This is a genomic window from Pseudoalteromonas luteoviolacea (genome assembly GCF_018100925.1).
Classification (GTDB): Bacteria; Pseudomonadota; Gammaproteobacteria; order Enterobacterales; family Alteromonadaceae; genus Pseudoalteromonas; species Pseudoalteromonas obscura.
This window is the reverse complement of sequence record NZ_JAGJEH010000017.1, coordinates 83,851-98,905: the sequence shown is the minus strand read 5'-3', so window position 1 is coordinate 98,905 and position 15,055 is coordinate 83,851. Positions and strand designations below refer to the sequence as shown.

Here is a 15,055-nt window from a genome sequence, read left to right as displayed (position 1 = left end):
TGAAGTGAGTCAGCCAGGACGCTGAAGTGAGTCAGCCAGGACGCTGAAGTGAGTCTGCCAGGACGCTGAAGTGAGTCTGCCAGGACGCTGAAGTGAGTCAGCCAGGACGCTGAAGTGAGTCAGCCAGGATGCTGAAGTGAGTCAGCCAGGATGCTGAAGTGAGTCAGCCAGGACGCTGAAGTGAGTCAGCCAGGACGCTGAAGTGAGTCAGCCAGGACGCTGAAGTGAGTCAGTCAGGACGCTGAAGTGAGTCAGCCAGGACGCTGAAGTGAGTCAGCCAGGATGCTGAAAAGAGTCAGCCAGGATGCTGAAAAGAGTCAGCCAGGATGCTGAAAAGAGTCAGCCAGGATGCTGAAAAGAGTCAGCCAGGATGCCGAAAAGAGTCAGCCAGGATGCTGAAAAGAGTCAGCCAGGATGCTGAAGTGAATCAGCCAGGATGCTGAAGTGAATCAGCCAGGATGCTGAAAAGAGTCAGCTAGGATGCTGAAAAGAGTCAGCTAGGATGCTGAAAGGTCGTAAATATACCTTAGGGCCTGATATGTTGTAGTTTAGCTAAAAAGGCAAAAGCCTCGAAAGCGAGTAGAAATAAAAGAAAAAGCCAGCTTAAAACGAGAAAAGTTTATTTCCCTTCTCACAAGCACGAGAGAAGACAGTTATTCCTAACAGGGTGTTACTGAGAGTTGAATCTGGGGATGTTTGCTAATTCAAGGAAGGCTGCCGAATTTGTGTTATTCCTTTTTTAAAGGGGTTGTCAAATAACTGCAAGGAGTGCAGTACTGGCTTTTATTCTTTTTACTAGCCGATTTCATAAATACCCCCTCTGTTACCATCTTTTATAAGTATGCGGATTGTAAACAAAGTAATAGCTCTATACTGTGTAATTTTTTGCATATATGAAAAACATCTTTATTCACAATAAAAGCCCAAAAAAACAGCCTACAGCTGTGATAGCTATCAAAAGTAATGCACAACGAGATGTGATGTGGATATCCATAAATATTTTTGGCAGGCCTGAGAGAGTCAATCTGCCCTGAGTGAATTGAAATTATGGCGCGAAAGAGATCGTACGTCGTAGCGCCAAAAGTACCAAGGGCATCTGTTTTGCTGGTGGTTAAAACGTGGTAAGTGGCGCTGCTATAAGGAAATGACGGTTACGAGCTCTGCATCATGCGAAAGGGGACTTACTGTGAAGTACCAAGGTAACTTGCACCTCACAGTAAACAGTGAGTGTGATTAGCTAGGCTTGCTATGGTCACTGCTTTTGGGCTTGCCGTGCGCTGAATGTCGCTTCCTATTTGGCCTCGATGCAGGCTTGCCGTTACGATTTTCATGCCTCTTTGTAGCATGCTGTTTTCTTTGTGGTTTCTTTCCCTTTTTAGGTTCTTTATCGGCTGTAGTTTCTTGCGCCAAGTCAGTTTGTGGTTGCTGCTTTTTTTTCGGCTTTTTAGGTTTTTTGGGTTTAATTGGGCGCGTATCTAGCGCCTTTTCTGGCACCGGATTTTGTGGTGCAAAGCCTGGCTCTTCAGCTCGCGGGATCAGTGCCCCAATAAAGCGCTCAATACCATATAAATCATCAGCATCAGCTGATGTCACAAAAGAAACTGCAACCCCTTCGCTGCCGGCACGACCCGTTCGACCAATACGGTGCACATAGTCCTCGTAGGTATTCGGTAAGTCGTAATTGACAACATACGGGAGTTCACTGATATCTAATCCTCGGGCGACAATATCGGTGGCGACCAAGACATTGACGTCACCACTTTTGAAACCGTTTAGCGCTTTAACCCTTGCTCCTTGTGATTTATTTCCATGTATCGCGGCCGCGCTGATATGGTTTTTCTCTAGATATGTGACCAATCGGTTTGCACCGTGCTTTGTTCGGCAAAAAACCAACACTTGCCGCCATTGCTTATTCAATATGAAATGGCTAAGCAGTTTATTCTTTTGAGACTTATCTAACGCATAGGCACTTTGATTGACACTCTTCGCGGCAGTATTTTCAGCAGCGACAGAAATTTCAACTGGGGCGGAAAAAAGCCCTTTCGCGAGTGCTCGAATTGGTTCTGAGAAAGTCGCAGAGAACAGTAAATTTTGGCGCTTTTTGGGTAACAGGCTGATGATTTTTTTTAAATCGTGAATAAAACCCATATCTAGCATGCGATCGGCTTCATCTAGTACCAAAGCGCTTAGCTCAGTAAATTTGATTGCATTTTGCTGGTACAGATCAAGAAGTCTTCCAGGGGTGGCAATTAAAATATCAACCCCTTTTCTAAGGCGCATCATCTGTGGGTTTATTTTCACACCACCGTAGACAACGGTGCTGCGAATTCGTGTTCCAGTGCTGTATGTTTCTACGTTTTCTGCAATTTGAATCGCGAGCTCTCGAGTGGGTGCCAATACCAATATGCGTGCTTGGTTTGCGTGGGGTTGTTGCGCCTCAAGTAGCTGTTCGATAAGCGGTAAGGTGAATGCAGCGGTTTTACCAGTACCCGTCTGTGCCGCAGCCATCACATCCTTCCCCGCAAGAATTGCTGGAATTGCTTGCTGCTGAATAGGGGTTGGTGATTGGTAACCTTTTGATTGGAGTGTATTTAGCAATACTTGAGATAGCCCAAGTTGGGAAAAATTCATGCAAGTTCTCTTCTTTTTGGTCGGGATACTGCTCGACCTTAGCTTTGACTAGTTTGAGGCGATAGTGACACCATGAGAGAGCGATCATAGCAGAGTTGTGGTTTTCTGCCGAATGAATTATTGGCTGTGCCAAGTAAGTCATTACATTCTTTTCTTATTAGAATGCAGCGGTTTTGTGACTTTTATCTATACTTTCATGTGACAAGGATGAGAGGGGGTAAGTATGGATTTAGCACATCGTCACTCCGCTAAACTACTTCAAGGGTTAGTTGTTTTTTTTGGCTTTGGATTTACTGGGGTATTGGGCTTTATGCTCTATGCTGAACAACAAAGGTTAATTACCCAAGAGTTTAACAAAGAATATTTATTGCGTGTTGACTCATTCAAACAAAGTGTATTGAGCAGATTAGCGACCTTGCATAGTCTGGCTATCTTATTTGAAACCCAAACACAGGTAAATAAATCGTTATTCAGACAAGTATCTGCTGGTCTACTTATTAATCATCCGGGTATCCAAGCTTTAGAGTGGGCACCACGCGTGCTGCACCAAGATCGCGCCGCATTTGAACAGCAAGGCTTAAGTCATTACTCTCATTTTTCAGTAACCGAGCGCGAGCAATCAGGAGTGATGCAACGCGCACAGAAGAGGGTCGAGTACTATCCAGTGCAGTTTGTTGAGCCGTTGTATGGCAATGAAATTGCGCTTGGCTTTGACTTGCTATCTGATAGCCGTCGACAAGCGATACTTGAAGCGTCAAGAGATTTAGCTCTGCCTTTGGCAACATCGGGGATTAAGCTAGTGCAAGATCCTAAAGGCCATAGTGCTTTTTTGGCCATGCGGCCTGTATATCTAAACCAGCCAGTCACTGTATTGGAAAAACGCGAGCATATTTTGGGGTTTGTGGTCGGTGTATTTAAAATACAAACACTGGTTTCGAACTCGAAACTGGGCAAAAGCGAAGGTGATATAGAGTTTGTGCTGGAGGATGTGACAATTGCCACAGAGCCACAGGAGCTGCATCGCCATGGTCAAATGCAAACACAACTTGTCCCAAACACTATATGGTTACAAGTGTGGGGCCGAGACTGGGCTATCAGCGCAGTGCCTTCGGCTCAATTTATCCAAAACAGAACCTCTGCGTTGCCATACATTGTTATCGTAATTGGTTTTTTCTTGACTGCACTGACTTTCCTATATGTACGTTTGTTATATCGAAGACAACTCGCCATTCAGCGTGCTGTGAGGGTCAAAACGTATGAACTAGACAAAGCCAATGCACAATTGCAGGTGTTGACTCAAATTGATGGCCTGACACAGGTGTCCAATCGCCGCTATTTTGACTTACAGCTACAGAAAGAGTGGCGCCGTGCTGCGCGTATTGCCAGCCCAATTAGTTTGTTGGTGATCGATATTGATTATTTCAAAGAATACAACGATCACTATGGTCATGTGATGGGGGATGAATGTTTACGGAGTGTAGCGCAAGCACTAAACGAGTTAGCACAGCGACCGTGTGACGTATTCGCCCGTGTAGGAGGCGAGGAGTTTGTGTTTATTTTACCTGATACGGAAAGAGTTGATGGGTTTTGCAACAAGTGCTTAGCTGTAGTTCAGGCGCTCAAGTTACGTCATCAAGGGTCGTCGGTGTATAAGTATGTCTCTGTGAGCGTTGGTGCATGTGTTATGCGCCCTAGTAATGGTGAAAGTGAAGAGGTGTTGCTAACTCATGCTGATAGGGCAATGTATACGGCCAAAGAAACTGGCCGCAATTGCGCTAAAGTAATTAACCTTGTTAAGCCTAGTCCACCGCCTGTGTCAATGAGTGCGGTTGAATAGAAGGTTTGTTTGACTGAGATAACACTAAAAAACTCAATATCAATAGGTTACAAAGGAACCAAATATCTTTTATGACGAACTGCCCAGTACCTGTGAGTATCGTGGTCGCGCTTAGTGCGCCGGGTGTTGTAAACAAGAAGGTTTGCGTCATTAAGAACACTGCACCACAGCCAAGTACCGCAACTTTTAATAGCAAGGTGTGGCGTAGAATGATGGCCGTCATGAGTAATACCACAAAAAGTATGTCATAAATGCCGATTAAGTTAGAGGCCATTTGTACCGAAAAAAGTTGATACATCCACGACATAAATGGCGAGTTACTGACTAGCGGCTCAATGCCTTTGGCTTCTAACTCCATAAACTTCATACCGCCTATCCAAAGTAAAACGAGTGCAACAGGAAAGAAGTTAAGCCAGATGTGTTGAGTTGCACTGAATCTCTCACGGCAGAATAAGTAGGCTACGATAGGTAACAAAGCAAAGTATTTAATGATCCCTTGCCCTGAGCCGATTACTGGAAATCCACCATGAGCTTGGATCCATCTCGCTTCACCAAAAAGAGTGACTAAAAAGGCAATTGCGATAGTCACAATGCTGATCAGCGCTGCTTTTTTTAGTACCGGTTGTTGAAGAACGACCAAGGCGCTGGTGATAACAATAATTCCGCCTAGCAGTTGCGCTGAAAGCATATCGGAAATCGCAATATCCAAAGTATAAAATTGCAGTAAAGCGTGCACATAGCGGTCATTCCCACCGAGCATCATAGACAGTCCAAAAACAAACAGACTGAATGCGGTTAATCCAGTCACTATATTAAGAATCATTTTATGTTGCATACGAACTCCAGGAAAATTGATTAGCCTTAAAGACCGCATGCCATACATATATATTTCAATATTTTTTAAAAAATAGATTTTAAGAGTTCCTTCAGGTGCTTTAACCATCATTTTTAAAAGGTGAAAAATCTCTCTAAATCAAATAACTTCTCTAAAAACCACTCCTTTAGTCTGGTTTTTGTGCGCTCTTCACACCACTTTATGTTGATTAACGTGATAACCTCCCACTCTTCAGAATATTTAATTCTAGATATTTTGGTTATTAGGTATTGCATATCTCGACTGTGCTAATCAATTCCTGTGATTGAAGCGCATAAATAAAGAAAGGGTAATTGATAATGTTAAAACACTGTATTGGGCAGTTCACTCAATATGCGGTTGTTATATTGTTAGGCATATTTTCGCAAACGATTGCAGCTGACGAGTATCGTGTATTAGAGCGCGACGTTGCATCATCCGTTGTTTTCGATGGACAAGATGACTATGCAGAGCTGGTAAGTGACAAAAATGTCGACTTTGGTGGCAGTTTTACAATTGAAGCTTGGGTAAAGGTTGACAAAGTAACGCATTTTGCGCGATTGCTGGACTTTTTTAATCAAACTGGTAGCGACAATATAATTTTTGCGACGTCTATTGCTAAAACGGGCAAGCCTCGTTTTAGTATTTATCGCGATGGCCATGAAACAGTTGTTGATTCACCCAGGGCAATATCAATTGGTCATTGGACGCATCTGGCTGCAACCTTTGAGCGTGATACAAAAACAGCCAATTTATACATTAATGGGGCGCTGGTCGCCACCAATAACAATATGAATATACCGAGCTCGCAAATGCGTCGACATCGTTATATAGGGCGCAGTGCTTGGAATGGAGATGCGTTATTTAAAGGTGCGATACATGACTTTAGGATGTGGAATGTCGCACGTAGTCAAAAACAAATTATCGCAAATAACCGCGCTGTATTTGAGGCTGGTACTCAGGGGCTGATTGCTAATTATCCGTTAAATATTAGCGATATAATGGGCGGTAGTGTGCGAGATCATGCAACGGGTGGAGATTACCTGCACCTGCACGGTGCGCAAGCTGGCACTGCTCGCTCTACGTCAGCAGATTATCCATTTACCGTACCACAGCTAAGCGTGCCACAAGACTATCGCGCAGTCACTGTATCTGGATTGCCAAAAGGGGTGAGCATTAAAGGTAATGCTTTGCTACCTAAGAAAAATAAAAATGGTACCTATATGCAGGTAGTCGATTTAAATGCATTGAAAAATGGGGCATTGTTACTCAACATTCCACAAGGTTTTTTCGGTAAATTCTCACTACAGGTGGAAGTCCACGCAGGCAGCATAAGTCCCTACGCAGTGAAACCTGTTCAGCAGTATGATTTTGTTTACATTGTACCGCCAAAAGACGATGACTTACTGTTTGCCAAAAGTGGCAGTATCGACTTTGGTGAGCCAATTGAACAAGTAACGCATCATAGTGATATCTACTGGGGAATTAACAAACGCGGCGTCGTTTATAGTCGTGCCAAAAATACCGAATGGAAAGTAGATACAGACGTTGATCAAGGGATGCGGTTTGTCAGTATCGGCAGTGACAAAGATGGGGGTATTTGGGCGGGCACGGATGATGGCAGAGTATACTTTCGAGACCGTTTCGATTCACCATGGCAACAAGTTGATGGCTTTTTCCCACAGTTGGCAGTACAGCCGAATGGCTATGTATGGGCTGCGGCAACCAATCAAAATGGAGAAGTCTATGTAAGAAATGGCCTTAAAGGTGAAATTAAGTTACATGGCAAAAAATCGTCCGGGGACTGGTTGACGCAAGATGGCTTTATGAGAAAGTTGGCCGTTGGCGCAGATGGCCAGGTTTGGGGAATTGATGCCGCTGGATACGTAAAAAATCGTTTTGGTATCTCGGCTCCATGGTACTTTACGCCTTCGGATGCGATTGATCCCAAAAAAGTAAAATCATTTGATGACAACGCACCTTTTGATCCTACAACCGATGTATTTGGCGACACGAGTAAAGCCGTACCAGTAAATGATCCGAACTTTATTCCCAGTTATGGTGGCGAATATGAGTTAAGTGCTAAAGCGAAAGAGATAGCCGTTGATAACGATGGTCGGGTATGGGTTGTTACTGAAAAAAATGACCGCTATGTGAGAGGTAGCGCAGATCAGCCTTGGTACCTAGTGCAAGGAAAATACCGTGATATCAAGAGCAGCTTTGGTGTTGGTAAGGCCGTTCCGCTGAATGTAATCATCAATCCAAAAGTACGCAAAGATGCGACGGTGACCATTTCTGGACTACCTCACGATGTGGTTTTGCTGGATAAAAATAATCAGTATTTAATTCAGGGCGGCAGTATAGATTTGAGTGCGGATGATGCAACAGGTCTAAAGTTAGATGTGACGAACGCCCATCACGATTTTTATGTCAATGTTGAGCTAAATACACGCTATGACGGCAACCCAATATCGACACAGCAAAAGGTTTTTATAGATGATGCAGAGTTAGAGCGCAGTGTCAGTGGCGGGACTGTTTTCCAAGTAGCGGACAGCAGAAATAACTATACAGTTGAGAGAGTGGGTAACTCACTGGTGCTGACGTACCGTTACGACCCTACTCGTGTGACACGCTTATTGATGACCGATGTCGACTACATTCGTTTTACCGACAACGTGGTGGCCATCGCAGACTATTATAAAACTTACCAGCTACCTGCATCTGTTAACACTAGCTCTGGCAATATTGTGATGATAGCGGGTGTGCCTGCTGGAGCTGTAGTGAATAACTCAGTTGCTATGGGTAACGGAGTCTTTGCATTAATGGGTGATGAAATCCAATCCGGCGCTTTTTCAATTGATTTTCCAACAGTTGAGGTGGACAAAGCGGTTGAGCTGAAAGTGGGGGTGACTGCTGAAACCTCTGTTAGTAAGGAGTTGATTGGTGGTGCGCGTATTAATGGTTATGCAAATGCAAAAGCATATGCTGAAGCGGATGCAGAACTGTCATTTTCAGTGGGGCCCGATGGTGTAAATGCAGAAGCAAGGAGCTATATTGGTGCTGGCGCGGTTGCGACAGCTGGTGGTTCTGTTGAAGTTGACGGAGTGGGTTCAGCGTCGCAAGAATACAGCGCAGAAGTCACGGTTGATGCAGAAATTGAAGCGCAATTAACGATTGATAAAACCCAGATCTCTCAACATGTTAAATTGGGCACACAGGCAACAGTATCAGCCACAAGTACACTAGAAGTCGAGGTGGATTTTGTACCGGGAACAAGTGCGACGACTGAAGGGACTGCGGCATTGACGGCCTATGCAAATGTTGAAGGCGATAGCCAACTTTGTTACGGCGATGGGTGTTATGGAATTTCTGGTTCTGCTGGCGCGGAAGCTGGGATAATGGCCACTGCTTCTGGCTATGCAAGCGGCTCTTTAGCTGGGGTTGGCGGTAACGCTGAAGGGGGTGTAGAAGCCGGCCTTGGTGTTGGGATCAACGCAGGAGCAACCGCAGGATATGAAGACGGTGAGTTAACCGTAGGGGTGTCAGGCGAACTAGCGGTATTGATAGGCCTTGATGTGGATGTAAACGTGGTCATTGATACCAACTCGGTGGCAGATACGGCTGATTTAGTTGGCAATGGTGTCATTGGGGGCCTAGAAGCTGTGAACTCCAATATGCTTACTGTGGACCAAGCTGTTACGCAATATTACGTGCCAGCTATTCGTTTTGTACAGACCAATATGTTGCCACTTGATCAAGCGATGGGGCAGTATGGTGTCTCTGCGCAGCAAGCGGTATTTAGCGGCATTATCAGTGTTGATGACGCCGTCAATAACTATGGCGCGAAGGCAGGAGACTTTGCTGGAACGGCATTTGATACCGCCAAAGATAAGGCTGAAGATACTGCCAAAGATGCCTACAATGGTGCCAAACACTTCATTTGCCATATCTTTTGTTAAATAAAGGCGATATAAACCGATAAAACGCGGCCCTTGCCGCGTTTTTTGATCATATCCAAGCGAAAACGGAAGTGCTGCTTGGGGGTTAAGTTATGTAGATTTAAATACTTAACCGATTCGCTTACTTCGTTTTTGTGCTATTCAATATCGTTTGATATTCGCCGCTGTGTATTATTTTTTGCATGCCATCGTTAAAGATCTTCAGGAGCTTTTCAGAGGTCGGCTTAGTTCTAGGAAACAGCAAATGTAGCGTTCCAGTCATTAGCGGGGTGGAATGATAACTGAGCACGTGTTTATCATTGGGATACTCTTGTTCCAGCAAATAATTGGCTGGGAGCAGGCCCATTGGAAACAGGTCAATTCTGCCTTTTATCAGCATTGACAGATTTTGCTCATCGCGTGTCATGATGCTTATATTGAGTAGTCCAGTACTGGCAAGCTGCCAAAACTCTTGAGTATAGCTGTACCCTCGAGTAGCACCTATGCGGTATTTGTCTAACTCTTCTAGGCTTTGCCATGGCGGTATTGGATTATTTTTGTTGTAAAAAAACACCGCTGTTTCTTCATACAGAGCAGTACTGCACAAGTAGTCGCGTTGCCTTTCAGTGGTGCAGTACCAATACGCAGAAGCGTCATAGCGCACCTTTTCTGACTCTTTGAAGCTGCGCGCCCAAGGCATAAATACAAACTTCACTTTGATCCCCTGCTGCGCAAACGCTTTACGAATGATTTGCGGAACCAGACCTTGTTCGACAAGTTGAACTCCTGAATAAGGCGGGTACTCACCTATGGTGATCGTCAATGTTTGCGCATAGCTCATATGGCCGCTTGCAAAATAGACTAAAATAACGAGGATCAAAGGGCGTGTTAGTCGCTTGATTTGCATCATAAGTTAAATACGCTATGTGTTTGGGTTGGTTGCAGTGAGTGCTGCCATTAAGTCTTGTTGCGTAAACGGTTTGGTTAAATACCCATCAGCGCCTAATTCAAGGCATTTTTGCTGAGTGGCTTCGTACGCATCAGCGGACAGCATGATGATCCGAGTTGAATTGGTGAGCGACATGGTATTTAGCAAGGCGAGCACTTCGTAACCATTCATTTTTGGCATATTAATATCTAGTAAAATTAAGTCGAATTGTTCAGATGTATTAATTACTTGAAGCGCTTCATAGCCATCGGAAGCTTGCTCAATTGTGGTGCAGAACGCGGCAAGCATCTTGTTGGTAATGACCAAGTTTAGCGCATTGTCATCGACCACAAGTACCCGTTCAATCGTGGGCATATTCAACTCTGACTGTGTGGGTTCGGGTCCGTGCTGTGGCGGCAATTTATCAGCTGGCATGGTTATATTTACTTGCGTGCCCACACCCAGCTGAGACTCAAATTTGAGTTGATAGTTTAGTAGCTCACACAATTGCGCGACGACTTCAAGCCCTAATCCACTGCCACTGACCATTCCTTCATAAGAGCTCACTTCTTGCTTGTATGCTTGAAAAATAGTGTCGACATCTTTGATACCGATTCCGGTATCAATGACGGAAATTGTGCAAGTATGTGCTTTGAGTGTGGCACTTAACGTCACTGACCCAGATTTGGTGTACTTGATAGCGTTGCTGACCAAATTGCTCAAAACCTGTGTCAGGCGCACTTTGTCCGTTTTTACAAAGACATGTTGGGCATTATTGGTATCGATTTCCAGTGTTAGGCTTTTCTCTTTGGCCGCTGCATCGTATAACTCACGGATATGACTAAATACGTTATCTAAAGCGACTTTTTCTATACTTGTTGAGAGCTTTTCAGCATCTAGTTTTGCCAGTGTTAAAATGTCATTGAGCAAGGATTGTAATTGCTCACCACAGCTTAATATGGTGCTAATATCTTGCGCTATTTTTTCATTGTTAACTGCACTTTTGAGGGTGCCTGCGATACCTAAAATGCCAAACAACGGAGTGCGGATCTCGTGAGACATACGAGCAAAGAACTGTTCTCTGGCTTCAAGTGCTTCAATTGCACGGCGTTCACTTTCTTTAATCTCCGTGATATCAATATGTGCCCCGATCATTCTAATCGGGTGGTTGTTGTCATCTCGAATGATCAGGCCACGGCAACGGATCCAAATTGTTTTTCCTGTTGCATGTGTATAACGAACGACTTGATCGTAGGGGTAGCTTGGGTCGGCTTTGTGTTTTTCGAAGTTTTCAAGTGCTAACTTTAGGTCGTCTTGATTGATGATATTTTGCCATTCAGATACTTCATGTTTTTTGGTCTTCGGGTCATACCCCAAGGTTTGCCAAAGCTTTGGGCTCATCCATTCTTCTTCCGGGTTTTCAAGGTCCCAATACCAAAAGCCATCCAGAGCTGATCCCGCCACAAAATTGAAAATTTCTGGATGCTTTTGTAGCTTTGCGTACAGTTCCTTTTCTAGTCTGTGCACAAGGCCCCTCCAAAGTTAGACTAGTTGCTACTACTAGTATAGTCACAACATAATTTGGCTGCGTGACTATTGCATGTTTAATATACAGGGAGACCGGGTTTCACATCAATATATTGCATGTTGGCTGTTTACAAGGAAATTTGCGTAAAACTGCCATATAAATATCATTTTTCTCTTGTACAGTGAGCTATATTAAAGTATGCTGACCAACTTGCTTATGAAACTCACAAACATAAGCAGTAATATGTCTTACCTTGATCCAGTCAGTCATAGTTTTAAAGTTAGCGCCTTACTGCGTCTGTTTTGAAATTATCAAATGTGCAACCATGCAATGCCATGGTTATAAATGCCGCCACGAAGTGGGGCAACGATTCAGCAGACCTTAATAAGGCATCATGTAAATAAATATCCGTGCAGTAATACTCTGCAATGAGGTATTAAAGTTAAAAATGAGCGTTTTATTATGTCTTACTTATACCAAGGACAGCAGGTAGCGATCACGTTACCAGTCCATTCAATTTCTATGAATAAATGCCGCATGGCGGTTAAACATCAAGATGGCTTGAGCTATATTGATTTTGCCAATTCTGCCGATGCAAAAGGCTTTCTAAACTGGCTGGGTAGCGCGAACTAACCCAGCATATCCTTGCTTTGTTGGCATTGCGTTTTTTCCAATAAGCCGTTTATGGTTTCTCGCAAAGCGGTTTCAGGCATAAAGCCAATATGATAAGTCACGAGCGTTCCTTCGCTATCTAAAATAAATAGTTGGGGTGTACTTTTTACCGCCAGAGACTGAGAAAGTCTATTTGGAAAAGTGGTTATGGCAAATGGGCTCTGGTAACGCTTCATTTCTCTTTTCAGTACATGTTTGTCACCGCCAGTTGCCATCATCATAGCTATGAGCTTCTGACAGTGTTTTGGTTGTTGCTTAATCATGCGAGCGAGTAGCTTGTGCTGTTTTTTACACCAGCTGCACTGAGGTTGAACAAGTAAAAGTGCTAAAACTTGACCGCGATATGCCGCGAGGGTTGAAGGCGCGTCCGGTGTTATCGGTGTGAGCTTAAGCTGATAGAAAGGGCTTGATGCCATGGCACCCATCGGCGCCAATAGCAATATCATCAACACACAAACGTGTTTAAAAGTCATAGTCAAACCCTAAATACGCAAGCCGACCTCGCAGCGGTGCGTAGATAAAAGTGACGTCATAACCTCCTTCACTATCAAACAAAAGCGGAGACTCTTCGTCGGCTGCTTGACTGTAGTCAAGCGCATTGTTCATACCAACATAAAGCTTAATGTCATCTGAGAGTGCATAGCTGACTTTAAAGTCCAATATGCCGTAGCTTGATACGTCAGTCTTTTTAGCTTGTTGTGCTTGTGTATCGTTAAACCCTTCATACCCATAATCACTCAAATCGCGACTCGGTACAAAAAGGTAGTTTGCGTTCACAGTCCAATTTGCCTGTGCAAATTCAAGGTTCACGCTGGCGCGTTTTTCTGTCGGCGCAATGCCAAAAGAAGACTTAAAGACGCCATTGTAACGGTAGTTTTCAATACTGGCGCCCAGTTGCAGTTGCTCCAGTAATTGATAATTTACAGCGAGATCCCAAGCCCACACATCCGCTTGTTCCGTCAGCTGTCCAAGCACAGGTGTGCCCGCTTCATTGTGGGAGAGTGATGCCAAGTTATCTACTTGGGTATATGCTATAGACAGAGTCGCGTTGATCTTATTTGCGCTGTGGTTGAGTGAATAGTTGTAGCCAATTGAGCGTTCAACATCGTGTACATCCACTAGGTATCCTTTTTCGGCATCTAAAATTCCATGATCACTTTCAAAGAACGACAAAGGAGCGCGATAGCCTTGACCTACAGACAAGCGCGAGGTCCAGTTTTCGTGATGAAACCAGCGCATATCGATACGCGGTGAAACCAGCGTTTCATCTATTTCGTCATCGTTGGCTCGGTTGGCGATAAAATCTGCTGTGATGCGATCAAACCTAACTGCTAGCGCCAGCTCAAAATCAATGGAGGGAGTGTATGTCTCTTGGATGTACAAACCAGACACGGTGTAATCGAAACTATCAGACATATAAAGTGGATTATCTGCGAGCGCGGCACTGTGGCTACGCATCTGCTCATCTCGATGATCCATACCTATGGTGATAAGGTGCTGATCGTTTAGGGCGTAGTATAATTTTGCCGTGACAAACTGCATATCATCTTTGGCCCAATAATCGATGCTTTCATAGAAAGAATCTTGGATGTGTTCAACGTTGGCATAGCTGATATCCAGTGTCAGCTCATCATTGATGCTGTGTAAAATGGAAAACAGCCACTCTTCTCTTTGCGTATCGACCCACTCAGCAGTTTCCCAAGGGTGGCCAGTATATCGGCCATCCACGGTATTGTCAGAGAATAGGCTTGCTGCTTCACCGCGATTTACGCTGGCCAATGTTTCTGCAATTGAGCTGGTGGTATCGCCAAGCACAGGGCCGCCAAAAACTTCGGAGATACTGCGCCCATAGCGGATTTTGACAGAAGTGTCTAAAGACAGATCATGGCTTAGGGTAATGGCGATAGATTGATTGTCGAGCATTGGTGATTCGCTGACGCCATTATTGTCTCCATCAAATTGATCGCGAGTGTCCTGCTGAGCAATGGCACTGATGGTACTACGTTCATCTTCACTGACGCCCATTGCGACCATGGAAACTTTTCTATATCCCTGATTACCTGTTGCCATTTCCAGTTCAGCTGCATTTTTATTGGGCTTTTGCGAGACTAAATTGACTGTACCACCTATCGCTTCAGGTGCGGTGAGCGATGCACCTGCGCCTCGCGCGATTTCAATGGTACCAATCCCAGCCGTAGCAACACTGTCCATACCGTAAAAACCAGATAGCATGGTATGCATGGGGACGCCATCGATAAGAACATTGGTGTGTTCGCCTTTCATTCCGTTGATCATAACGCGCTTTGCGCCACACATTGAACATTCGTTCGAAACCCTGATCCCAAGCGCCTTATCTATTGCTTCCGTTAAATTTGAAGCTTGCATATTTTTTAATTGCTCAGCATCAATCAATTCTGTTTTCGCGATACTGTCTTTCAACACGCCACGTGATTGAAGGCGAGCTTGAACGCCCTGCACTTCGATGTGTTCAAGTGTGTTTTGAGCTGTTGATTTTGCTAGAGCTATCGGACTGCTTAGCAGTAGCGTGGCTAAGAGAGAAGGATTCAGGTAATTCACGTGTTGTTATTTTATGCATGATAATGATTATCATTTATATTAAGCTTTTGTCACTTTAGACTGCAAGCAATAATTTATTTTTATTGTTGTG

The 15,055-nt window shown here is 44.3% G+C and carries 9 protein-coding genes; 3 read left to right on the top strand and 6 right to left on the bottom strand.

Annotation, left to right across the window (positions count from 1 at the left end; genetic code table 11):
• Window positions 1-1,233 precede the first annotated feature (1,233 nt).
• Window positions 1,234-2,631 carry a DEAD/DEAH box helicase gene (locus tag J8M00_RS25600; protein ID WP_211013219.1) on the bottom strand — a complete coding sequence of 466 codons (1,398 nt, stop codon included), beginning with the start codon at window positions 2,629-2,631 and terminating at the stop codon, window positions 1,234-1,236.
• A 223-nt stretch (window positions 2,632-2,854) separates the two neighbouring features.
• Between J8M00_RS25600 and J8M00_RS25595 the strand changes: the two genes are divergently transcribed.
• Window positions 2,855-4,468 carry a diguanylate cyclase domain-containing protein gene (locus J8M00_RS25595; protein ID WP_211013218.1) on the top strand — a complete coding sequence of 538 codons (1,614 nt, stop codon included), beginning with the start codon at window positions 2,855-2,857 and terminating at the stop codon, window positions 4,466-4,468.
• On the opposite strand, the gene J8M00_RS25590 is transcribed toward J8M00_RS25595, so the two are convergent.
• On the bottom strand, window positions 4,431-5,303 hold the full coding sequence (locus J8M00_RS25590; protein ID WP_211013217.1) for a DUF417 family protein: 873 nt from the start codon (window positions 5,301-5,303) through the stop codon (window positions 4,431-4,433). The genes J8M00_RS25595 and J8M00_RS25590 overlap by 38 nt on opposite strands.
• A 338-nt stretch (window positions 5,304-5,641) precedes the next feature.
• Here J8M00_RS25590 and J8M00_RS25585 point away from each other — a divergent pair, with 338 nt between their 5' ends.
• Entirely contained in the window at window positions 5,642-9,280 is a 3,639-nt protein-coding gene (locus J8M00_RS25585) for a LamG domain-containing protein (protein WP_211013216.1), read from the top strand.
• Window positions 9,281-9,401: 121 nt separating this feature from the next.
• Here J8M00_RS25585 and J8M00_RS25580 read toward each other — a convergent pair whose 3' ends face one another.
• Window positions 9,402-10,169 carry a substrate-binding periplasmic protein gene (locus J8M00_RS25580; protein WP_211013215.1) on the bottom strand — a complete coding sequence of 256 codons (768 nt, stop codon included), beginning with the start codon at window positions 10,167-10,169 and terminating at the stop codon, window positions 9,402-9,404.
• 12 nt (window positions 10,170-10,181) lie between these two features.
• Window positions 10,182-11,714 (bottom strand): hybrid sensor histidine kinase/response regulator, encoded by a 1,533-nt coding sequence (locus J8M00_RS25575; protein WP_211013214.1) that lies wholly within the window; start codon window positions 11,712-11,714, stop codon window positions 10,182-10,184.
• A 463-nt stretch (window positions 11,715-12,177) separates the two neighbouring features.
• Between J8M00_RS25575 and J8M00_RS25570 the strand changes: the two genes are divergently transcribed.
• Window positions 12,178-12,348 carry a hypothetical protein gene (locus tag J8M00_RS25570; RefSeq protein ID WP_023400276.1) on the top strand — a complete coding sequence of 57 codons (171 nt, stop codon included), beginning with the start codon at window positions 12,178-12,180 and terminating at the stop codon, window positions 12,346-12,348.
• Here the strand turns inward: J8M00_RS25570 and J8M00_RS25565 are convergent.
• The gene (locus tag J8M00_RS25565; protein WP_211013213.1) at window positions 12,345-12,860 is read right to left on the bottom strand and encodes a TlpA family protein disulfide reductase; all 516 of its coding nucleotides are present in this window, start codon (window positions 12,858-12,860) and stop codon (window positions 12,345-12,347) included. The two genes, J8M00_RS25570 and J8M00_RS25565, sit on opposite strands and share 4 nt — an antisense overlap.
• On the bottom strand, window positions 12,850-14,964 hold the full coding sequence (locus J8M00_RS25560; protein WP_348772571.1) for a TonB-dependent receptor plug domain-containing protein: 2,115 nt from the start codon (window positions 14,962-14,964) through the stop codon (window positions 12,850-12,852). Before J8M00_RS25560 ends, J8M00_RS25565 begins: the two co-directional genes overlap by 11 nt.
• Window positions 14,965-15,055: the final 91 nt, after the last annotated feature.